This is a genomic window from Pseudolabrys sp. Root1462 (assembly GCF_001426945.1).
Taxonomy (GTDB): domain Bacteria; phylum Pseudomonadota; class Alphaproteobacteria; order Rhizobiales; family Xanthobacteraceae; genus Pseudolabrys.
Genome location: NZ_LMFS01000004.1, coordinates 359,361 through 381,015, shown reverse-complemented (window position 1 = coordinate 381,015; position 21,655 = coordinate 359,361). Strand labels below are relative to the sequence as shown.

Below are 21,655 nucleotides of genomic sequence, written 5' to 3'. Positions count from 1 at the left end.
GCTTTACTTCTTCTCTTTCTCTGCCTCACGCAACTTTGCCTTGAGCTGATACAGCGCTTCCATGGCTTCGCGCGGCGACATTTCGTCGGGATTGAGCGCGGCAATGGCGGCCACGACGATATCATGCGCCGGCTCCGGCGCGGCGGCGGGCGGCTGATAATTGGCGGCGAACAGAGGCAGGTCTTCGAAGCCTTTCGGCGCAGCCCGGTCCTCTTGCTCGAGCTTGGCGAGCACCACTTTGGCGCGCTCGATGACGCTGCCTGGCAGCCCGGCGAGCTTCGCCACCTGGATGCCGTAGGAGCGGTCCGCGGCGCCGGCGATGACTTCGTGCAGAAACACGACCTCGCCGTTCCATTCCTTCACCTTGACCGTGACATTGTGCAGGCGGAGCAGACGCGCCGAAAGTGCGGTGAGCTCGTGATAGTGCGTCGCGAACAGCGAGCGACATTTGTTGATGTCGTGCAGATGCTCGATAGTCGCCCAGGCGATCGACAGGCCATCGAAAGTTGCGGTACCGCGGCCGATCTCATCGAGGATGACGAGGGCGCGCTCGCCAGCCTGATTGAGAATCGCGGCGGTCTCGACCATTTCGACCATGAAAGTCGAACGGCCGCGCGCCAGATCGTCGGCGGCACCGACGCGCGAGAACAGTCGATCGACGATGCCGATGTGGCAGTGCTTTGCCGGCACGAACGAACCCATCTGCGCCATGATGGCGATCAGCGCGTTCTGGCGCAGGAAGGTCGATTTGCCGGCCATGTTGGGGCCGGTGATCAGCCAGATGCGGCCTGCCTCCGCTGCGGGAGGAGGCGACAGGTCACTGTCATTGGCGACGAACGGCGTGCCGTCACGCGACAGCGCGTGCTCAACCACCGGATGGCGGCCGCCTTCGATGATGAAAGCGAGGCTGTCATCGACCGTCGGCCGCGCAAAATTGGATTCAACAGCGATCGCGGCGAGGCTTGACGCGACATCGAGCCGCGCCAGCGCTTCGGCGCATTGCTTGATTGCGTGGCTCTCGGTGATCACTGCCGCACACAACCGCTCAAAGATCTCGAGCTCAAGGCCCAGCGCGCGATCGGCGGCGCTCGCGATCTTGGCCTCCAATTCGCCGAGCTCGGTCGAGGTGAAGCGCACCTGTCCGGCCAGCGTCTGGCGGTGAATGAAGGTCGCGTTGAGCGGCGGCTGCATCATCCGCTCGGCATTTTGCGCCGTCACCTCGACGAAATAACCGAGCACGTTGTTGTGCTTGATCTTGAGCGCCTTGACGCCCGTGTCATCGCAATAGCGCGCCTGCAGCGCAGCGATGACGCGCCGCGATTCGTCGCGCAGCGCCCGGTTCTCGTCGAGCGCGCCGTTATAGCCCTCGCGAATGAAGCCACCATCACGTTTGATCAGCGGCAGGTCGTCGCCGAGAGCGCGCGAGAGATCGCCGGCCAACGCGGCATTCACCTTGCGGCACAGCCCAAGTGCCTCGGCGATCTCCTCCGGCGCGTCCTTGATCGATGCCAGCGCCCTCGCCAGTTCGTGCGCGGCGCCGATGCCGTCGCGGATGGCGGCAAGATCACGCGGACCGCCACGCTGCAGCGCAATTCGGGTGAGGGCGCGGGCGAGATCCGGCGCAGCCGCAAGCCGCGAGCGGGTCTCGGCGCGCGCCGCCACGTCATCGACGAAGCACGACACGGCATCGAGACGCCGCGCGATGGCAGCAGCGTCCGTCAGCGGCGCGGATAGCCGCTGCGCCAGCAGGCGCGAGCCGGCGGCGGTGACGGTGCGGTCGATGCAGTCGAGCAGCGAGCCCCGCCGCTCACCGGACAAAGTCCGCATCAGTTCGAGGTTGCCGCGCGTTGCCTGGTCGATCGCCATGGTCGCCGCGGCGGCTTCGCGAAGCGGCGGCGACAAGGGCGGGCGCTGGCCGATCTGCGTGCGTTCGATATACGTGACGGCGGCCGCAGCGGCGGTGATTTCCAGCCGTGTCAGCGCGCCGAAGCCGTCGCTGGTCGCGACTGCAAAGAACGACGTGAGACGGCGCTCGGCGGTGGCCGAGTCGAAGACATCGCGCGACAAAGGCGTCACCGCCGGCAGTTCGCGCCACAGCGGCATCAACTCGGTGTCGGAATAAAGTGCGTCGGAGATCAGAATCTCGCCCGGCTCCAGCCGGGCAATCTCGGCGGCGAGCATGACGCGGTCACATTCGGTGATGCGGAATTCGCCGGTGGAGATATCGATCCAGGCCAGCCCAAAGCGCGCCTCGGTGCCAACCGACGACAGTCGGGCCCGCGCGATCGCTAGCAGGTAGTTGTTGCGCCGGGCGTCGAGTAGCGTGTCTTCGGTCAATGTGCCGGGCGTGACCAGCCGCACCACGTCGCGCTTCACGACGCTCTTGCTGCCGCGCTTCTTGGCCTCGGCGGGGTCTTCTAGTTGCTCGCACACGGCGACGCGGTGGCCGAGCGCGATCAGACGATGCAGGTATTCGTCCGAGCGATGAATAGGCACACCGCACATCGGGATGTCCTGACCCTGATGCTTGCCGCGCTTGGTCAGCACGATGCCGAGCGCGCGGCTCGCCACCTCGGCGTCCTCGAAGAACAGCTCGTAGAAATCGCCCATCCGGTAGAACAGCAGCGAGCCCGGGTTGGCGGTCTTGATCTCGATATACTGCTCCAGCATCGGAGACAGCTTTTCCGGCGGCGTCGCGTCCGGCGGCGTTTCCGGTTCCGAAAGTCCGATGGTCTGAGGCTGAGACATCGGGGCAAAATAGCCCAGTTGAGCGAGCCATTTAAGCCCCGCGGGGCTCTATTTCCCCGCTAAATCATCTCGTTCGCGCGCTTGAGGCCCAGGATCATCGACGTATTGAGCAGGTGCGCCCGCGCCCTGGCCGGGTCATTCGCCACCGCGACCATCTCCTCAAGATGCTGACGTTGGATCGCGGGGTCGCGCTCTTCCATCATCCGCTTGTTGCGGATCGACATCGCCTGCACCTGCTCAATCGTGGCGAAGCGGCGCTGGCGGGAGTACAGGTCGAGTAAGTGTTCACCACCTTGGCCGTGCCAATGGGCGCCGAGCTTGTCGCAGAGATTGACGGCGTCGTGGATGCCGCTGTTGAGGCCGAAGCCGCCGAGCGGGTTGTTCAGATGCGCGGCGTCGCCGGCCAGCAGCACGCGGCCGACCCGGAATGAGGCGGCGACGCGCTGATGCACGCGGTAGGTGCTCTTGTAGCGAATGTCGTAGACGCCCTGTTTCGGCACCAGCCGCTGCAGGGCGGCCTCGACGCGCTCGGCCGACAGCAGCACCTCGTCGCTTTCCTCCGGGTCGACCGGGTAGGCGAGACGCCACAGTCCGGGCGGACCGGCATCCGGAACCTTGAACAGCGCGCCGAATTCGACGGGATCGGCGATATAGCAGTTATAGGCAAAGCCGTGCTGCGCGAAATCGTAGGGCGTCGAGACGACGACGAACAATTCGGGCCAGGTGAAGCCTTCGAACTCGACGCCGAGCTCCTTGCGCACGACGCTGCGGCCGCCGTCGGCGCCGATCAGCCATGAGCCTTCGAAGCGCCGGTCGCCGGAAGGCCCGCTGGTGGTCACGGTGACGCCATCGGCATGCTGGGCATAGCCGGTGACGGCGTGGCCGAAGTGAATCTCGGCGCCGCCTTCCGCTTGCAGCAAGTCGAGCTGGATCGGCGTCAGACGATGCTGCTCGAGATGCAAGCGATAGGGGTAGGGCGTGACGTCGCGCAGGAGATCGAGATCGAACTCGGCGACCAGATCGCCGGGCCGGTTGCGAATCTGCCAGTGGCGCACCTTGATGCCGTGCTCGTGCATCCGCGTCGTGATGCCATAGGGCGCCATCAGTTCCAGCGTCGGCGGATGAAACGAACCGGCACGCAGATCGTGCGTCAGCGCTTCTTCCGCTTCCAGCAGCACGACAGGAATGTCTTGTGCGCGCAGCGCCAGCGCGCACATCAGACCGGTCGGTCCGGCGCCGGCGATGACAACAGGTTTGCGGGTGGTCATCGCCGGTTCGGCCCTAGCTCGTCACTTCACCAGCTTGGTGCCGGTGATGCGCTCGAGGTTGCCGTGCCAGATCGCTTCCTTGGTCGCCTTCGGCAGGTCGACCTCATCGATGAACTTGATAGCGTCGCGGGTGTACATCGTGCCCTTCTCCGGATCGAACGGGCAGTCCGAAGCGAATACGACCTTGTCGTGATCGAAGAACGACAGGCCGATATCGACACCGGCGCGCGACGAGAAGGTCGCGGTGTCGGCATAGAACTTGTGCTTGAAGTAATCGAGCGGCCGGTGCTTGAGCTCGCCGAGCAGCTTGCCGAGATCCTCGCCCGAGGTGCGCGAGCCGAGCTGGTCCCAGCCGGGACCGATGCGGCCTTCGAGCATCGGCACGATGCCGCCGAAGTGATGCGTGATGATCTTCAGGTTCGGATACTTGTCCATCAGCTTGGAGAACACCAGCCGCGCCATCGCCGCCGCGGTCTCGTAGGACCAGCCGAATGCCCACCAGATTTCGTATTTCGACGTCTTCTCGGTCGGGTAATCCGGAATATTGGCGCCGCGCGCCGGATGCAGCCAGATCGGCTTGTTGAGCTTCTCCATCTCGGCGAAGAACGGTTCGAACTTCGGATCGTCGAGCGGGACACCGGCGACGTTGGTGTAGATCTGTACGCCGAGCGCGCCCATCTTGATTGCGCGCCGCGCTTCGGCAACGCCGGCGTCCGGGGCGCCGAGTGCGCCCTGCGCCACCCAGCCGGGGAAGTGACCGCGGTTCTTGTCGATGATCTCGGCGAGTTCGTCGTTGATCAGCCTGGCGTATTCCTCGACCTTGGCGCCGTCACCCTTGCACAGCACCTCGAGCGGCGGCATGCCGTGCGACAGAATCTGCGCGTAGTCGGGGAAAGTATCGACCACCTTCCTGCGGATATCGAGGTCGTGGATGCTCGGCACTTCACGCATGCGCTTGCCGATATCGGGCAGGCCGCTGTCGATCAGAACCTTGAAGAAGCGGCTCGGCAAGAAGTGGGTGTAGGCATCGATACGCATGGCGATCTTCCCTCGTGCCGCCAATCCGAAGTTTCGGATTGCGGAATGTTATTGATGGCTTAGGCGGCGTTTCTACGCGAGCACGCAAGGCGTGACAACGTTCGGCCGCGCTGGTGGCCCATGCGCCCGGCTCGTTGCAGGAGCGTGCCCTATTTAAACTTCGCCAATACCGCTTCCGGCACCGGGTGGGATTTGAGCTGCCCACTTTCGTCCCGCACCGTCCACACCCGCTTCTCGGAACACTCGGCGCACAACTCGCCCTTGAGGGTTAGCCTGTGGGCCACCTCGAACGAGGAGCGTCCGAAGGTGACGGTGCTTTCGACGATCACGTCATCGCCGAAGCGCGTCGGCTTGAGGAATCGCGCCTGTGTCTTGATCAGCGGCCAGCCCTGAAAATCGAGGTTCTTGAACATCTCGAATTTTGTCATGCCGAGCGCGCTCTCGAACAGCATCGCCGTCGAGTGATCGAAAATGCGGAAATAGTTCGGGAAGAAAATGATGCCGGCGGGGTCGCAGTCGCCCCATTCGATGCGCACGCTGCGGGTGTTGGTGTGTCCCATGGCGCTCATTCCTTAGCGGGCTTCGCCGCGCCGCGCCAGCCAGACGCAGCGGCCACCGCAAGCGGGGTCGTTCATCCGCGAGTCGACTACGGCAAAGCCGTTTGCGGCCAGGAGTGCCCGGTATTCCTCGCCGGCCAGGCTCGCATGATAGAGCGGCTCGCCGTGCAACACACCGATGGCTTCGCCGTGTTCGGGACCGCTGGTAAACATCAGCGGTGCACCGGGTTCGGCATGGGCGGCGAAGACCGGAAACGTGCGGCCCTGGTCGTCAAAGCTCAGATGAAAGAAGCTGTCCCAAGCTAGAATGCCGCCGAAGCGGCGACCGAGATCAAGCGTCCGCATGTCGGCGACGCGCCAGTCCTGGTTCGGGAAGTCGGCCCTGCACATCGAAATCATGGTCGGCGATGAATCGATCCCCGTGACCGCGAAGCCCTGCGCAATCAGATAGGCCGCGATCGGCCGACCGAAGCCGCAGCCGATGTCGAGCAGCGCCCCGCCTTTGGGTGCGAGGTCGAGGAAACGGTCGAGCCAGCCTTTCTCGAATAGCTGCGTCTGCCGCCGACGGTCGGCGGCCCAGTCGTGCGCCTTGCGCTCGTAGAGATCGACGATGCGGTCGGCGTCGTCACTCATGCGTCAACGCGGCACCAATTAACGCGGCGCCATGCGCAGCGCGCCGTCGATGCGGATCACCTCGCCGTTGAGGTAGCCGTTCTCGACGATGTGCAGCGCAAGCTTGGCGTATTCCGCCGGCTCGCCGAGCCGCTTGGGGAACGGCACCGAGGCGCCGAGTGAATCCTGCGTTTCCTGCGGCAGACCTTTGAGCATCGGCGTCGAGAAAATGCCCGGTGCGATGGCGCAGACGCGGATGCCGAACTGGCCGAATTCGCGCGCCGCCGGCAACGTCAGGGCGGCGACCGCGCCCTTCGACGACGCGTAGGCCGACTGGCCGATCTGGCCTTCAAAGGCGGCGACCGACGCCGTGGAGATGATGACGCCGCGATCGCCATCCGGCATCGGCGCAAGGCTCTGCATGTTGGCGGCGACGAGGCGCATCATGTTGAAGGAGCCGATCAGGTTGACCTTGATGACTCGCTCGAAATCCTCGAGTGGCATCGGGCCGTCCTTGCCGACGATGCGTTTGGCCGGGCCGATGCCGGCGCAATTGACCAGCACGCGCGCCGGGCCATGCACCGTCGCCGCGGCATTAATTGCGGCCTTGGCGCCGGTGTCCGATGCCACATCGCAAGCGAAGGCAATGCCGCCGATTTCAACGGCAAGGTCGTTGGCGCCCTTTTCGTTGAGATCGAACACTGCGACCTTGGCGCCGGCCGCTGCCAGCGCCCGCGCGGTAGCCGCGCCAAGACCAGAAGCGCCGCCGGTGACGATGGCCGCTTGCCCTTTGATGTCCATTGGTACGTCCTCTTAGTGCTTGGCTTCGGTATTCTCGATCAGCAGCGCGATGCCCTGGCCACCTCCGATGCAGGCCGATGAGATACCATAACGCAGGCCGCTGCGCTTCAATTCCCGCGCCAGCGTCAGCGTCAAACGAATACCCGTGGCGCCGAGCGGGTGACCGATGGCGATGGCGCCGCCATTGACGTTGAGCTTGTCCTCGTCGAGGCCAAGCGCGCGGGCGCAGGCCATCACCTGGGCGCCGAAGGCTTCGTTGATTTCGAAGCGGCCTATGTCGTCGAGCTTGAGGCCGGCGCGCTCGATCACGGCCTTGATCGCCGGTACCGGGCCGATGCCCATGATCTCCGGCGGCACGCCGACAGCGGCGCTGGCGATGATGCGGGCGAGCGGCTTCTTGCCGTTCTTGTCGGCATAGGCCTTCGATGACACCAATACGGCGGCGGCGCCGTCGACGATGGCCGAGGAGTTGCCGCCGGTCTGCACACCGCCGAAGGCCGGCTTGATCTTGGCGAGTTGTTCGACCGACGAATGGCGAACGTGAGTGTCCGCCGTCGCATCTTCTTTCACGCGGATCCCACGGGCATTCATGCCGTCGGCTTCGAATTTCTCGGTGGTCACCGCGGCGATCTCGCCGGCACGGAAATCCGCGGCCTTCATGGCGCGTTCGAAGGAACGCGAGGCATAGGCGTCCACCTCGGCGCGGGTGATCTGGTACTGCTTGGCAAGGTTCTCCGCAGTGTCACCCATGGTGCAGTTGACGCCCGGATCGAGCAGAGCCTCCCAGAGGAAGTCTTTGAACTCGACCTGGCCCATGCGGAAGCCGCCGCGACTGGTGTAGGACGCCACCGGATTGCGGCTCATCGACTCGGCGCCGACGCACAGCGCCAGTTCGGCGCGCCCCAGCGACGTGGTGTCGGAGGCCTGCGCGATCACTTCGATGCCGGTGCCGCAGACGCGCTGAACCAGATGCGCCGGCGTCTCCTGTGGCACGCCGGCATAAAGCCCCACATGGCGCGGCAGCATGTAGGCGTCGAACGAAGCTTGCGCCATCGAGCCGGCGATCACGGTGCCGACGTCCTTCGGCGACACGCCGGATTTCCTGAACGCCTCGCGCGCCGCCTTGATGCCGAGATCGATCGGCGACACCGGGGCCAGTGCGCCGTTGTAATCGACAAACGGCGTGCGAACGCCGTCTATCAGCCAGGCGTCCTCGAAAGTGGCGCCGATGCCGGCGATTTTGTCACTCACGTTTCACTCTCCATCACAGGCGGATCACGCGCGACGATATTTCGTCGGCGTAAAGTTCATTGACGAGGTCGGCGCGATTTTTCAGCACCGCACGCTGGTTGATCGAGCCCTTGTCGGTCATCTCGCCTTTATCCATCGATGGTGGCTCGGTCATCAGCATGATCCGCTGAACGCGGTTCGACGAACCGGTCGCGGCCGCGGCCATCTTGGCGAGCAGCGAGGTGAAGTGTTGCTGTACGTCGTAATGCTGGACGATCTGGTCTGCCGGCGTATCGGGCGCGCGGTGCAGGATTTTGCGGCAGGCCTCGACGTCCGGAAACACCAGCGCCGCGATATAGTCGCGGTCGAGGCCGGCGAACACGACGTCGCGCACATAAGGCTTGAAGGCGTCGATGAACTGCGCACGCAGCGGGCCGACATTGACCCAGGTGCCGGACGACAGCTTGAAGTCCTCGGCGATGCGGCCATCGAACAGCAGGCCCTGTTCCGGATGATCAGGATCGGCGAACTTGAAGGTATCGCCGAGCTTGTAGAAGCCCTCGTCGTCAAAGGCATTCCTGGTATATTCCGGCTGCCGCCAGTAACCCGGTGTGATGTTGGGCCCGCGCACGCGCGCTTCCAGCTTGCCCTCGAATGGCACCAGTTTGAGCTCGAGGCCGGCGGCGGGCAGGCCCATATTGGTCGAGTTCGGATGATAGAAGGTACGCGCCAGCGCGCAGGGCGCGGTCTCGGTGGCGCCGAAGCCGGTCAGGAATTGGACGCGCTCGCCGCAGGTCTCGACCGCGAGCGCATTGATCTCGTCGAACACGTGCTGCGCCAGGCCGGCACCGGCGAACCACAGCACCTTGACCTTGGAGAAGAACTTGCGGCGCAGGTCGGCGTCGGCGCGCAGATGCGGCAGCAGCGCCTCGTAGCCCTTCGGCACGGTGAAGTACCAGGTCGAGGCGATGTCGCGCAGGTTGCGTACGGTTTCCTCGATGGCGCCGGGCAGCGGCTTGCCTTCGTCGATATAGAACGTGCCGCCATTATACAGCACGAGGCCGACATCGTGATTGCCGCCGGCGGTGTGATGCCACGGCGCCCAATCGAGGATCACCGGCGGCTCGTCCTGGAAATAGGCCAGGCCCTGCCGCAGCATCACCTGGTTGGAACACCACATGCGCTGGGTATTGATGACGCATTTCGGCGTGCCGGTGGAGCCGGATGTGAACAGGAACTTGGCAATGGTGTCGGGGCCGACCTTGTCATGCGCGGCATCGACGGCGGCAGTCGGCTCGGCCGAGAGTTCGGCGAACGACATCGTGCGGCCGTCGACCGGATTGCGCGTCACGACCACCGGCACATCCTTCGGCACGATATCGTGGATAGCGCGCGAGAAGGCCTTGCCGTCGGCGGCGAAGACCAGGCCCGGCGTGATCAGGTCGAAGATCGCCTTGAGCCGCGCGAAATCCTGGCTGACCAGCGAATAAGCCGGCGAGATCGGCGCATAGGCAACGCCGATATAGACTGCGGCAAGACCGAGCATCGCGTGCTCGAGATCGTTGCCGGACAAGACGACGATGGGCCGCTCGGCCGACAGATTGTATTTCAGCAGTGCCGTGCCGATGCGGCGGGCGTGGTCGAGGGCCTGCGCATAGGTGATGGTGCGCCAACTCTCGCCATCACGCTGCGCCATGAAGACGCGGTCCGGCGCATGCTGTGCCCAGTATTCCAGCCGCTCTGTCAGTTTTTTCGGATACGGGCCGAGCGGCTCCGGCGAGCGCAGCAGCAGCGAGCCGTCTGGACGTGTCGCGATATCGACGGCCTGCGGACCGAGTCGTACCGGCCGGAACGGCGCCTGCTGCAAGGGTGTGGCGGTGCTGCTCATTCTGTCCTGTTCAACTGTCGCTGCGGATGACATTCGGCGACGGTGGCGTCTCGGCGTATAATTCGTCCACCAGCGTGGCGCGGACCGCCAGCACCGCGCGCTGGTTGATCGAGCCCTTGTCGGTGGCTTCGCCCTTGTCGAGCGACGGCGGCTCGGCCATCAGGATCAACCGCTCGACGCGGGTCGAGGAGCCTTTGGCCTCCGCTGCCAGCGTGAACAAACGCTCGGCGAACAGCAGGCGTACTGTCGGCGCGGCGATGATCTGGGCCGCAGTCGCGTCGGGCCCCAATCCGGCGAGCTTGCGGCAGGCCTCGATGTCGGGAAACACCAGCGCGCCGATGAAGTCGCGGTCGGCACCGGCCAGCACGACGTCGCGTGCATAGGGGGCAAAGTGGTCGATGAAGCGGCCGCGCAACGGGCCGACGCTGACCCAGGTGCCGGTCGAGAGCTTGTAGTCCTCGGCAATGCGGCCGTCGAACAGCAGGCCTTTGTTCGGATCGTCGGGATCGGCGAATTTCAGGGCGTCGCCGATCTTGTAGAAGCCTTCGTCGTCGAAGGCGCTCTGCGTGTGGCTGTCCTGCCGCCAGTAGCCGGGGGTGATGTGCGGACCGCGCAGCCGCGCTTCGAGCTTGCCGGCGTTCGGCACCAATTTGAGTTCGACGCCGCCGCACGGCAGCCCGATATTGCCGGGGCGGCCGAAATCGAAGGTGCAGGCCAGCGCCGCCGGCGCGGTTTCCGTCGAGCCGAGCGAGGAGATGAAGATGACGCGCTCGCCGGTGGTTTCGACGGCGATGTCGTTCATCTCGTCATAGGTCGCCTGGTTCAGCCCGGCGCCGGCATAGAACAGCACGTTCAGCCGACTGAAGAAGTTGTTGCGCAAGGTCGCGTCGGCGCGGAAATGCGGGATCAGCGCCTCGTAGCCTTTCGGCACGTTGAAGTAGATGGTCGGCGCGATGTCGCGAAGATTGCGCGCCGTCTTCGGCACGCCGGGCGGCGTCGGATTGCCGTCGTCGATATAGAACGAGCCGCCATTGACCAGCACGAGATTGAAGTTGTGGTTGGAGCCGAAGGTGTGGCTCCACGGCAGCCAGTCGACGATGACCGGCGGCTCGTCCTTCACGAAAGCGAGGCTGCCGCGCAGCATCGCCTGGTTGGAATTGAGCATGCGGTGGGTGTTGATCACCGCCTTGGGCGTGCCGGTCGAACCCGAGGTGAACAGGAATTTGGCGATGGTGTCGGGGCCGACCGCCGCGCGCGCCGCATCGACGCCGCTCGCATCCTCGCTGCCGATCAGATCGCCGAACATCGTCGTCGGCCGGTCGCCCAGCGGATTGCGCGTCACGACCAGTTCGATGTCGTCGGGCACGGTGGCGTACAGCGCCTTGCCGAAAGCGAGCCCGTCGGCGGCGAACACCATGCCGGGCGTGAGCAGTTCGACGATCATCCGCAGTTTGCCGAAGTCGCTAGACATCAGCGAATAGGCCGGCGACACCGGCGCATAAGGAATGCCGGCATACATGGCGGCAAGCGCCAGCAGCGCGTGCTCGATATCGTTGCCGGAAAGTATGACGATAGGCCGTTCTTTGGACAGGCCGCGCCGCAGCAGCGCGGCGGCGATGCGGCGCACCTTGCCGAACACGTCGGCATAAGTGAGCTTGCGCCAGTTTCCGTCTTGATCGCGCTGCGCCAGGTAGGCGCGGTCCGGCGCGACGCGGGCCCAATGCTCTAGCGGCTCAGCGATGCTGTCGTGATAGGCGTCGAGCGGTTGCGCGCTGCGCAGGTAGATCGTGCCGTCTGGCCGCCTATCGATCACGGCATCGAGCGCGCCAAGTTTGACGCTGCGCAATGGAGCGGTCGAAGGCGCCAGGGTCTGGTTCACCTGCATCGCTCGAACCTTTAATCCGGCCGTTTCACCTTGGCCGCCTTGCCTTCGAGGAAGGCGTTTAGGCGGCTTTTTGCTTCCGGGTCGGCCTGCGCGATCGACGAAATCAGAGCCTCCATGGCGAAGCCGGTGGCCGGCGCCGCCTCGGCGATGCGCGGCAACGCATGGGTAATGGCGAAATTCGTCAGATGGGTGTTTTGGGCGATGCGCTCGGCCAGCTGAATGCCTTTCGCCATGCCCTCGCCGGGCTCGGTGAGATAAGTCGACAGGCCCATGGCCTGGCCGTCTTCGGCGGCGTAAGTGCGGCCGGTCAGCATCATGTCCATCATCCGGGCGACGCCGATGAGCCGCGGGACGCGCACCGAGCCGCCGCCGCCGACATAGATGCCGCGGCTGCCTTCCGGCAGGCCGTAATAGACCGAGCGCTCGGCGACCCGAATGTGAGCCGAAGTGGCGAGCTCGAGGCCGCCGCCGATCACGGCGCCGTGCAGCACCGCGACGACCGGCACCTTGCCGAACTGGATCTTCTCGAAGGCGCGATGCCATAGCGAGGAATGCGCGATGCCCTCGCGGATGTCGCGCTCCTGCAATTCCGATAGGTCGAGGCCCGCGCAGAAATGCTCACCTTGACCGGCGAGCACGACGGCGCGCACCTCCGCGGGCAGTCGCGAAAAGAAATCATCGATGCCGATTACCGTTTCGTCATCGATCGCGTTGCGCTTGTGCGGACGATTGAGTTTGAGGATGGCGATCGGTCCCCGCAGCTCGGCGAGCAGCGACGACGGCAATCCGGCAAACGGGTCTCTCTTGGCGCTCACGCGTAGCTCCTTGAAGTGTGGATGCCGCCGCCCGAGGGCGGCGGCATGTGGCGAGGTGCGGCGAAAGCCGCCGTCAGTTCGATTTAACCAGCGGGCAGCCGCCTTCGCTGAGCGGGCGGAAAGCCTTGTCGGCAGGGATCGTTCCGACGATCTTGAACACGTCCCATTCGCTTTTCGATTCTGCCGGCGTCTTGACCTGCAACAGGTAGAGCGGGTGGATGGCGCGGCCGTCGGCACGGATCTCGACCTTGCCGTAAACCGGATCATCGGACGGCGTCGCCTTCATGGCATCGACCACGGCCTTGCCGTCGGACGGCGAACCGACCTTGTCGACGGCCTTGAGGTAATCGAGGGTCGCCGAATAGACACCGGCCTGCATGTGGTTGGGATACATCTTCTTCGGATGGCGTGCCGCATAGCGCTTGGCGAAGTCGCGTGTGCCGTCGTTTTCGTCCCAGTACCAGGCATTGATGGCTTGCAGGCCCTGCGCGGTGCCCAGCCCGATCGCCGGCACGCTTTGCAGGTCGAAGATCAGCGCCACCAGCTTTTGCTTTTCGGGGACCTTGAAATCGGCGGCCTGTTTGATCGTGTTGACGGTGTCGCCGCCGGCATTGGCGAGCAGGATGACGTCGGCCTTGGAGGCTTGCGCCTGCAGCAGCGCCGACGAGAAGTCGTTGGTGCCCAGCGGCAGGCGCACCGCGCCGAGAACCTTGCCGCCGGAAGCGTTGATCTCGTCGGTCGCCTGCTTCTCGAGATCATGACCGAAGGCGTAGTCGGCGGTGATGAAGAAGAACGTCTTGGCGCCTTGGCCGATAACACCCTTGGCGGTGCCGTGACCGAAGGCCCAGGTGTCATAGGTCCAGTGCACGAAGGTCGGCGAGCACTTGGCGCCGGTGAGCGCCGCAGTGCCGGCGCCGGAGCCGATCACGACCTTGTTCTTTTCCTTGCCGATGTCGGAGACCGCAAGCGCGACCGCCGAATTCGGAAGATCGATCACCATGTCGACGCCTTCGGCATCGAACCAGCGGCGCGCGATACCGGCCCCGACATCCGGCTTGTTCTGGTGATCGGCTGAGATCACTTCGATCTTTCGCTTGGACGTCTTGTTGAAGTCCTCGACCGCCATCTGCGCCGCCAGCACCGAGCCCGGACCCTGGAAGTCCGAGTAGACGCTCGACATGTCGTTCATGACGCCGATCCGGAGCGTGCCGTTCTGTTCGGCCAGCGCCGGGGTGACGGCCATCGCCGTCAGTAAAGCGGCGACCTTGATCGCTTTCTGCATGGGGTCCCCTCCCGAGGGATGATTGAGGCGGCGCTATTTTTGCTCTCGCCGCAATACCGATGCTGGCAGGCCTGCGCCGTCCGGTCAATATTGTTGTCCAAGACAACAATAAGACAACGATAAGCCTATAATCCTGTTGCGCTGCAGCACGAGCGGATGGGCAAGTGGAGGGGATTACAGGACTTCGAAAACGTCGAGGCGGGCCGCGCGGGCCTCGCGCTGGCCGCGGGCGATGGCGAGGATTCGGTTCATCCAGGCGACCGCCGGGTCGGAGGTCTCGAACCGCATCACCGTGCGGAAGTAATACTGTGCCGGATCGACCGTCTCGCCACGCATCACCCGCTCCAGCACTTCTTTCGGCCCATGCCGCAGGCCCTCACTCGACACCAGAATGCGGGCGCCGGCATCGCTCTCGATGGTGTAGCGCGCCTGGATATCGGCGACGCCATCGGCGCGGATGAATTGCCAATCGGCGCCGCCGGTCAGGACGCGGCCATTGAGCCTTTCGCCGCGCACGGTTCCACCGAGGATGTCGATGATACGCCGATGGCCATACGGCGTGGCGCCCAGGTCGAGAATTCCGCCCAGTTCGGCATGAACGGTGAAGATCGGCTTGTCGCTCAGGATGGCGGTCAACGGCGTCAGCTCCCACATATCCGAATGTGATGCGCCATTTGACCCTGTCTCGGACGGGCCGTAAATACGGGGCCGCTCGAAAGCCGCTGCGGTTTAAAACGTGCAACGGCGCTGCAAGGAAATCCAATGACCGACAAGATCCGTGACGTTTTCATTTGTGACGCGGTTCGCACGCCGATCGGCCGCTACGGCGGCTCGCTTGCCAAAGTGCGCACGGACGACCTCGCTGCTGTGCCGCTGAAAGCACTAATGGCGCGCAATCCCAAGGTTGACTGGGAGAAGGTCGAGGAAGTCATTTTCGGCTGCGCCAACCAGGCTGGTGAAGACAATCGCAACGTCGCGCGAATGGCCGCGTTGCTGGCCGGGCTGCCGGTGTCGGTGCCGGGCGTGACGGTGAACCGTCTTTGCGCATCGGGCCTCAACGCGGTGGGCGATGCGGCCCGCGCGATCCGCGCCGGCGAAATGGAATTCGCCATTGCCGGCGGCGTCGAGTCGATGACCCGCGCGCCTTTCGTACAGGGCAAGGCGACCGAAGCTTTCTCGCGCTCCGCTGAAATCTACGACACCACCATCGGCTGGCGCTTCATCAATCCGCTGATGAAGGCGCAGTACGGCGTCGATTCGATGCCGGAGACCGGCGAGAATGTCGCTGCGGATTATCAGGTGTCGCGCGCCGATCAGGATCTGTTCGCGCTGCGCTCACAGCAGAAGGCCGGCAAGGCCATCGCCGCCGGTTACTTCGCCGAGGAGATCGTTCCGGTCGAAATCGCCGGGCGCAAAGGTGAAGTGGTAAAGGTCGACAAGGACGAGCATCCGCGCCCCGATACCACGCTCGAGCAGCTCACCAAGCTGAAGACGCCGTTCCGCAATCCCGGCACTGTGACCGCCGGTAACGCGTCCGGCGTCAATGATGGCGCCGCGGCGCTGATCCTCGCTTCGGAAGCCGCGGTAAAGGCGCATGGCCTGACGCCGCGCGCCCGCGTGCTCGGCATGGCGTCGGCCGCTGTCCCACCGCGCGTGATGGGCATCGGCCCCGTACCGTCGACGTTGAAACTGATGGCCCGGCTCGGTCACAAGATCAGCCAGTACGACGTGATCGAACTGAACGAAGCCTTTGCTTCGCAATCACTCGCTGTGATGCGGCAACTCGGCCTGCCGGACGACGCCGAACACGTCAATCCGAACGGCGGCGCCATCGCGTTGGGCCATCCGCTTGGCATGTCGGGCGCGCGGCTGGCATTGACAGCGACCCATGGGCTGGAACAAAGGTCAGGCAAGCTGGCGCTCGCGACGATGTGCGTCGGTGTCGGTCAGGGCGTCTCGCTGGCGCTCGAACGGGTCGCCTGAAGCGAAGAGGAACAACAACGTGTCGCTGATCTATCCGACCAAGAGCCTCGAGAATTTTCCGAAGCATCTGACGCCTGGTTACAAGAGTACCGTCAAGCGCTCGCCGACCAAGCCTCTGATGATCATTCCGCACACGCTGTCGGAGTTGACCGGTCCGATCTACGGCCACAACGCGGTGCAGGAAGGCGACAACGACCTCACCAAGCAGCACAAGGGCGAGCCGCTTGGCGAGCGCATCATCGTTCACGGTCAGGTGCTCGATGAAGACCGCCGCCCGGTGAAGAACGCGCTCGTCGAGCTGTGGCAGGCCAATGCCTGCGGCCGTTACGTCCACAATGTCGATCAGCATCCGGCGCCGCTCGATCCGAATTTCACCGGCGCGGGCCGCACCGTTACCGACGACAACGGCGCCTACAAGTTCATCACCGTGAAGCCGGGCGCTTATCCGTGGGGCAATCATCCCAACGCCTGGCGTCCCAACCACATCCACTTCTCGGTGTTCGGCCATTCCTTCGTGTCGCGCCTCGTCACTCAGATGTATTTCCCCGGCGATTACCTGTTCCCGTTCGATCCGATCTTCAATTCGGTGACCGACGAGAAGGCGCGCAACCGCATGGTCGCAAGCTTCGATCTGGAGAACACGGTCCCGGACTGGGCGCTGGCCTTCAAATTCGACATCGTGCTGCGTGGCCGCGAGGCGACGCCGCTCGACAACGACGACCACCACTAAGGGCGTTTCATCATCATGTCCGAAATCACGCCGTCACAGACCGTCGGTCCGTTCTTCGCCTACGGCCTCACGCCCGTCGGGCGCTGCGACTGGGATCCGAACGGCACCTACTCGTGGAAGAACTCGGTCGAGTCGAACCTCGTTACCCCGGACGTATCCGGCACCCGCATTCGCATCGAAGGCACGGTATTCGACGGCGACAACAAGCCGATCAACGATTGTATGATCGAAATCTGGCAGGCCGATGCGCAAGGCCGCTATGCCAGCCCGGGCGACAACCGCTCGCTGCCCAACACCCAGTTCAAGGGCTTCGGCCGCTCGGCGACCGACAAGGCCGGCATCTTCGCTTTTGACACCATCAAGCCGGGTGCGGTGCCCGGCCCCGGCGGGAAGCCGCAGGCGCCGCACATCGTGGTCGCCATCTTCTCGCGTGGCATGCTGCGGCAGGTTTATACCCGTCTGTACTTCTCGGACGAGGCGGCGAACGCCGCCGATCCGGTGCTGGGCCTGGTGCCGGCCGATCGCCGCGGCACGCTGATCGCCCACAAGGAGGGCGGTGAGCCGCCGCTGTATCGCTTCAACGTCCATATGCAGGGCGACAACGAGACGGTGTTCTTCGAGATCTGAGCGGCCAGCATCCCGGCCGTGACGGAAAACAAGAGCGGGCGCCGCAAGCGCCCGCTTTTTTGTTCAATACGGGGCAGAAAGCCTGCCCACTTGTGCCCACTGCAGCGCCTTTCATGAGTGGGAAGTAGACTGCGTCTTGCGTGCAAATTTTTTCGCAAAGATGCTCTTGCCTGTAAGTCATTGATAATACCGACTTTATAGACTTGGTGTAGTGCGCCCACTATAGCCGCCCAACTTTTTTACCCGAGTTTTTTGTTTGACGGCAGGCTTCCATGTTGGTTCGCTTGGCCTCGAACAGCGACCGACAAGAGTCGCGCAGACGCGGCCACGTCAGAGCAACAAGCCAAATCGCCGCCGAGGAAACGATATGAACGAGGTCATTCTCCAGGAGATCAGCGAATTCTGCCGTCAGCGCGGGCTCGCCGAGAGCACGTTCGGCCGCCGCGCCGTCAATGACGGCAAGCTCGCCAGCCGCCTGCGCAACGGCGGCCGCATTACGACCGACACACTCGAGCGCATCCGCTCCTTCATGTCGCAAAGCGGTGAGGACGGCGCCGCTCGTCGCCGCGTGCTGTTCGATGCGCCGGTGGCGCATACGCTTCCCGTCATCAAAACGCAGACCGCACCGATGGCCGCGCAAGGCAACGAAGATCCGCAACGCAACTTCCGCTTCTTCGACAACCGGCAGAAGTATTTGCTGTTCGTCAATACCTGCAGCGAGAAGTGGGAAGTGGCGCAGCGCGTTTCGCTCGAACTCGGCAATATCCACCCGCGGCCGCCGGCAGTGCGCGTGTTCGACGCCGGCATCGGCGACGGCACCGTTCTGACGCGCGTCATGCGGTCGATGCACCACAAGTTTCCGACCATGCCGTTCTATATCGTCGGCAAGGAAATCAGCTTGGAAGACGTCCGCCTCGCGCTGCAAAAGATGCCGGACCGCTTCATGGAGCATCCGTCGTCGGTCGTGGTGCTGACCAACCTCGCTTACGCCGAGGCGCCATGGCTCGCCGCCAAGTCGCTGTCCGCGGCGACCTCGATGGTGTGGAAGGACGTGGCGCTGGACGGCAATACTGCGCATTCATTCGAGGAGCAGATCACGGCGCTGGAGCCGTTTCTGGCCGAGAACTGGAAGGCCAAGGTGTCGCCGAAGAGCGGCAATCCTATTTACGAGCGGCCGGTGGTGCTGGTGCTTTATCGCAACGATCACCGTTTCCTGCTCGACCAGGTCATTCCCAAGCCGGGCAGTTCGCAGGCCGACTACGACCTGGTGATCGCGTCGCAGCCTTATCGCGCCCGCGCCTCGCTCGAATTCAAGGCCAAGCGCGTGCTGGCGCCGCTTGCCCGCGCGCTCGGTCCCGGCGGCCGCATGATCGCGATCCAGTCCTATGGGCACGATCCGGGCATGGAGATCATTCACAAGATCTGGCCGGACGACAATCCGTTCACCCACAGCCGTCACGATCTCCTGAAAGAGACCAAGCAGGAGTTAGGCGCCGCCGGCCGCGATCTCAACTTCAACACCTATTCCGACCAGCGCTCGCTGTTCCGCTACGACATGCACACGCTGCCGACGGAAGTGTCGTCGTCGATCGGCACCTCGACGCTGCTCGCGGCGTGGAATGCCGCGGTCTATGTCGCGCAGGTCGAGGACGACCGCCTGTCCGATATCAACGCCGACCGCCGCTACGTCGATGCGACGCGCGAGGTGCTGCAGAAGCACGGCGGCCTGTGGTTCTACGATGAATCGTTCGTCATCTCGCGCCGCCGCCAGTAGCGACGGCGTATCTCGATCAGGCATGAAGGCAGACCAGGAATGCTGATGAAAACGCCGCCCGCGTCCGTCGCGAGCCGCTTCTCGATCGAGGCGACGCGGCCGAAGCCCGCCGAGATCGCGGCCATCGCCGCCGCCGTGCCGAAAGGCACCGAGATCTATCTGCCGGCGGTGCCGACGCAGAGCGATGACGATCTGGTGCTTGCCGCCGCGAATGTGCGTCAGGCCGGTCTCGAGCCGGTGGTGCACATCGCCGCGCGGCGCGTGATCAGTGTCGAGGCGTTGAGCCGACTGCTTTCCCGTCTGCACGGCGAAGCGCAGCTGCGCCGGCTGCTGGTGATCGGCGGCGACGTCGATCCGGTCGGCCCGTTCGCCGATGCGCTGGCGGTGATCCAGAAGGGCCGGCTGCGCGAAGCCGGTATCGAGCAGGTCGGCATCGGCGCTTACCCCGAAGGCCATCCGCAAATTCCCGCCGAGCGGCTTGCCGCCTCGCTCGACGAAAAGATCGCGGCCGCCGTCGCACAGGGGCTTGCCGTGCGTCTCGTCAGCCAGTTCTCGTTCTCACCGGAGGCCATCGTCGCCTGGCTCACGCAATTGCGCGCCTGCGGCATCGAACAGCCGATCAGCGTCGGCATGGTGGGGCCGACGTCGGTGCCGGCCTTGTTGCGCTTTGCCAAACGCTGCGGCGTTGCCACATCCCTGAAGGGCCTGATGTCGGGTGCGGCAACGGCGCTGATCGGCAATGTCGGTCCCGACCGCATCATTGCCGCGCTCGATGCGGCGCAGGATGCGATCGGCGAAGTGCAACCGCACTACTTCACCTTCGGCAATCTCGCCGCGACCGCGGAATACGCGGCCAAGATGGCGGTGAAGGAAATCGCGGCGGCGTAAGGCCCTCCCGTTCAACGTCAAAATAAACAAGGCGCGGCACCTTTCGATGCCGCGCCTTTTCGCTATCCAATTTTCAGGCGCTAAAGATTATTCCGCCGCCTGATGGCGCCACTTGCCTTCGTAGCCTTCGCGCACGACAGCGGAGTAGGGCGTCGGCGAGACGATGACCTTGACCTCGGTCTGCTTGTGACGCTCGACGGTGGTCTTCTTGGTACCGCCGTTTTCTTCGCCCCACACCAGGGTCAGCTCCGTGCCGGGCTTGGAGAACTCTTCCTCGACCCAGCCGAGCGACAGCATCTTGCGCTCGTTGTAGGAGTAGCCGGAGAACATCGAAGCGCCGGCCACCTTGCCGCCCTTCATCACCGCGTCATAGGACGACGAGGCGTAGTTCGAGAGCGGCAAGTCGATGAACTTGTAGTTCTCGCCGGCGGGCGCGAGCTGCGAAGCCCAGATGCGCTCGACGTCCTTGTTCTCCCAGGCGAAGGTCACCTTCTTGCGCTTGTTCTTGCCTTCCATCGCCTGCAACGCATCCGAGCCGATGAAGTCGTGGTCGAACTTGGTGAAGGTGTTGTAGCCGAGCTCGTAAGGCGTCGTGTAGTAGTCCTCGATATTCTTCGACACGAAGCTGCCGCCGAGCGCGGCATTGGCCTCGTAGCTCGAGAGCGGCAGCCACTCGCGATAGGCCTTGAGCTTGTCGCCGGTGTAGATCGCCGGCACCGGCGACGGGATCCAGCCCGACTCCAGCGTGTTGGTGGCGTAGGCGCGGGCGCCGACCGGCACGATGCCGGAGTCCTTGCCCGCTTCGAGAATGGCGTTGCGGATCTCGTCGCCCTCGGCATAGGGACCCCAGACTTCGAGACCCGGAGCGCCGGCCATGCCGTGACGCAGCGCGCGTACCTTGCGGCCGGCGATGGTGATGTAGCCCATGCGGAAGAACTTGATCTCCGGCATCGTGCCGCCGTTCAGCTTCTTGATCACGTCCTGAGCCTTCGGGCCCTGGATTTGATAGCGGTAGAAGCTGCGGGTCACCGGCTTGCCCATCGGGCGGGACGGTGAGCGGTCGTCATAGGTGGTCTTGACGTTGTAGCCGCCGGTCTTGGCGTGGAATTCGATCCAGTTCGCCGCCGGATTGCGGCCGACATAGACCATGCTGTTTTCGGCGAGATAGAACAGGATGCCGTCGCCGATGACATGACCGTACGGCGTGACCGGAGCGAATTGCTTGGCCTGATCGACCGAGAAGTTCTTGAACGAGTTGGTCGACAGGTGCTGCAACAGCTTGACGGTGTCCGGCCCCTCGACGAACAGGTTGACCATGTGGTGTGACTGGTCGAACAGCACGCAGGTGTTGCGCCAGGCGCCCTGCTCGTCGCGCCAGTTGGTGAATTCAGGAGCGACGACGGGATAGACGTAAGCGCCGATCTGCGAATTCCGCATCATCGAGACGATGTCGCCCGACTCCTTGATCTTTTCTTCCAGGTTTTTTGCCATTTCCTCACTCCCTTTGATTGTCGATCGTAGTTTTTGGC

The 21,655-nt window shown here is 64.1% G+C and carries 18 protein-coding genes; 5 read left to right on the top strand and 13 right to left on the bottom strand.

Annotation, left to right across the window (positions count from 1 at the left end):
• Positions 1-3 precede the first annotated feature (3 nt).
• From mutS to ASD45_RS22595, 12 genes are all read right to left on the bottom strand, one after another.
• Positions 4-2,748 (bottom strand): DNA mismatch repair protein MutS, encoded by a 2,745-nt coding sequence (mutS, locus tag ASD45_RS22650; protein WP_056913949.1) that lies wholly within the window; start codon positions 2,746-2,748, stop codon positions 4-6.
• A gap of 59 nt (positions 2,749-2,807) precedes the next feature.
• Positions 2,808-4,016, bottom strand: a complete 1,209-nt coding sequence (locus ASD45_RS22645; RefSeq protein ID WP_056913948.1) for an FAD-dependent monooxygenase — start codon at positions 4,014-4,016, stop codon at positions 2,808-2,810.
• 21 nt (positions 4,017-4,037) lie between these two features.
• On the bottom strand, positions 4,038-5,054 hold the full coding sequence (locus ASD45_RS22640; protein WP_056913947.1) for an amidohydrolase family protein: 1,017 nt from the start codon (positions 5,052-5,054) through the stop codon (positions 4,038-4,040).
• A gap of 149 nt (positions 5,055-5,203) precedes the next feature.
• Positions 5,204-5,614, bottom strand: a complete 411-nt coding sequence (locus ASD45_RS22635; RefSeq protein WP_056913946.1) for an acyl-CoA thioesterase — start codon at positions 5,612-5,614, stop codon at positions 5,204-5,206.
• Positions 5,615-5,626: 12 nt separating this feature from the next.
• Complete coding sequence (locus ASD45_RS22630; protein WP_056913945.1) at positions 5,627-6,244, bottom strand: class I SAM-dependent methyltransferase; 618 nt, start codon at positions 6,242-6,244, stop codon at positions 5,627-5,629.
• Positions 6,245-6,262: 18 nt separating this feature from the next.
• On the bottom strand, positions 6,263-7,024 hold the full coding sequence (locus ASD45_RS22625) for an SDR family NAD(P)-dependent oxidoreductase (RefSeq protein ID WP_056913944.1): 762 nt from the start codon (positions 7,022-7,024) through the stop codon (positions 6,263-6,265).
• Positions 7,025-7,036: 12 nt separating this feature from the next.
• Positions 7,037-8,275 (bottom strand): thiolase family protein, encoded by a 1,239-nt coding sequence (locus ASD45_RS22620; protein ID WP_056913943.1) that lies wholly within the window; start codon positions 8,273-8,275, stop codon positions 7,037-7,039.
• A 13-nt stretch (positions 8,276-8,288) separates the two neighbouring features.
• Complete coding sequence (locus tag ASD45_RS22615; RefSeq protein ID WP_056913942.1) at positions 8,289-10,142, bottom strand: feruloyl-CoA synthase; 1,854 nt, start codon at positions 10,140-10,142, stop codon at positions 8,289-8,291.
• A gap of 10 nt (positions 10,143-10,152) precedes the next feature.
• Entirely contained in the window at positions 10,153-12,021 is a 1,869-nt protein-coding gene (locus ASD45_RS22610) for a feruloyl-CoA synthase (RefSeq protein WP_244485629.1), read from the bottom strand.
• Positions 12,022-12,038: 17 nt separating this feature from the next.
• On the bottom strand, positions 12,039-12,812 hold the full coding sequence (locus ASD45_RS22605; protein WP_244485636.1) for a crotonase/enoyl-CoA hydratase family protein: 774 nt from the start codon (positions 12,810-12,812) through the stop codon (positions 12,039-12,041).
• 103 nt (positions 12,813-12,915) lie between these two features.
• Positions 12,916-14,124: an ABC transporter substrate-binding protein gene (locus tag ASD45_RS22600; RefSeq protein ID WP_056913939.1), complete on the bottom strand. Its 1,209-nt coding sequence runs from the start codon at positions 14,122-14,124 to the stop codon at positions 12,916-12,918.
• Between the two features lie 174 nt (positions 14,125-14,298).
• On the bottom strand, positions 14,299-14,760 hold the full coding sequence (locus tag ASD45_RS22595) for a DUF3237 domain-containing protein (RefSeq protein ID WP_244485627.1): 462 nt from the start codon (positions 14,758-14,760) through the stop codon (positions 14,299-14,301).
• Between the two features lie 138 nt (positions 14,761-14,898).
• On the opposite strand from ASD45_RS22595, the gene pcaF reads away from it, so the two are divergent.
• From pcaF to ASD45_RS22570, 5 genes are all read left to right on the top strand, one after another.
• Positions 14,899-16,107 (top strand): 3-oxoadipyl-CoA thiolase, encoded by a 1,209-nt coding sequence (gene pcaF / locus ASD45_RS22590; protein ID WP_056914013.1) that lies wholly within the window; start codon positions 14,899-14,901, stop codon positions 16,105-16,107.
• A gap of 19 nt (positions 16,108-16,126) precedes the next feature.
• On the top strand, positions 16,127-16,837 hold the full coding sequence (gene pcaH / locus ASD45_RS22585) for a protocatechuate 3,4-dioxygenase subunit beta (protein ID WP_056913937.1): 711 nt from the start codon (positions 16,127-16,129) through the stop codon (positions 16,835-16,837).
• A 15-nt stretch (positions 16,838-16,852) separates the two neighbouring features.
• Positions 16,853-17,464: a protocatechuate 3,4-dioxygenase subunit alpha gene (pcaG, locus tag ASD45_RS22580; RefSeq protein ID WP_056913936.1), complete on the top strand. Its 612-nt coding sequence runs from the start codon at positions 16,853-16,855 to the stop codon at positions 17,462-17,464.
• Positions 17,465-17,831: 367 nt separating this feature from the next.
• Positions 17,832-19,238, top strand: coding sequence for a hypothetical protein (locus ASD45_RS22575; protein ID WP_056913935.1), 1,407 nt, complete (start codon positions 17,832-17,834; stop codon positions 19,236-19,238).
• Between the two features lie 45 nt (positions 19,239-19,283).
• Complete coding sequence (locus tag ASD45_RS22570; RefSeq protein WP_162249486.1) at positions 19,284-20,126, top strand: methylenetetrahydrofolate reductase; 843 nt, start codon at positions 19,284-19,286, stop codon at positions 20,124-20,126.
• Between the two features lie 87 nt (positions 20,127-20,213).
• On the opposite strand, the gene ASD45_RS22565 is transcribed toward ASD45_RS22570, so the two are convergent.
• Positions 20,214-21,617 carry an aminomethyltransferase family protein gene (locus tag ASD45_RS22565; protein ID WP_056913933.1) on the bottom strand — a complete coding sequence of 468 codons (1,404 nt, stop codon included), beginning with the start codon at positions 21,615-21,617 and terminating at the stop codon, positions 20,214-20,216.
• Between the last annotated feature and the right edge of the window lie 38 nt (positions 21,618-21,655).

Bases quoted from the DNA above. Each gene is read 5' to 3' on its own strand.
- ASD45_RS22645 (WP_056913948.1), bottom strand. From the start codon at position 4,016: ATGACCACCCGCAAACCTGTTGTCATCGCCGGCGCCGGACCGACCGGT.
- ASD45_RS22640 (WP_056913947.1), bottom strand. From the start codon at position 5,054: ATGCGTATCGATGCCTACACCCACTTCTTGCCGAGCCGCTTCTTCAAG.
- ASD45_RS22630 (WP_056913945.1), bottom strand. From the start codon at position 6,244: ATGAGTGACGACGCCGACCGCATCGTCGATCTCTACGAGCGCAAGGCG.
- ASD45_RS22615 (WP_056913942.1), bottom strand. From the start codon at position 10,142: ATGAGCAGCACCGCCACACCCTTGCAGCAGGCGCCGTTCCGGCCGGTA.
- ASD45_RS22570 (WP_162249486.1), top strand. From the start codon at position 19,284: ATGAAAACGCCGCCCGCGTCCGTCGCGAGCCGCTTCTCGATCGAGGCG.
- mutS (WP_056913949.1), bottom strand. From the start codon at position 2,748: ATGTCTCAGCCTCAGACCATCGGACTTTCGGAACCGGAAACGCCGCCG.
- ASD45_RS22625 (WP_056913944.1), bottom strand. From the start codon at position 7,024: ATGGACATCAAAGGGCAAGCGGCCATCGTCACCGGCGGCGCTTCTGGT.
- ASD45_RS22635 (WP_056913946.1), bottom strand. From the start codon at position 5,614: ATGGGACACACCAACACCCGCAGCGTGCGCATCGAATGGGGCGACTGC.
- ASD45_RS22575 (WP_056913935.1), top strand. From the start codon at position 17,832: ATGAACGAGGTCATTCTCCAGGAGATCAGCGAATTCTGCCGTCAGCGC.
- ASD45_RS22600 (WP_056913939.1), bottom strand. From the start codon at position 14,124: ATGCAGAAAGCGATCAAGGTCGCCGCTTTACTGACGGCGATGGCCGTC.
- ASD45_RS22565 (WP_056913933.1), bottom strand. From the start codon at position 21,617: ATGGCAAAAAACCTGGAAGAAAAGATCAAGGAGTCGGGCGACATCGTC.
- pcaG (WP_056913936.1), top strand. From the start codon at position 16,853: ATGTCCGAAATCACGCCGTCACAGACCGTCGGTCCGTTCTTCGCCTAC.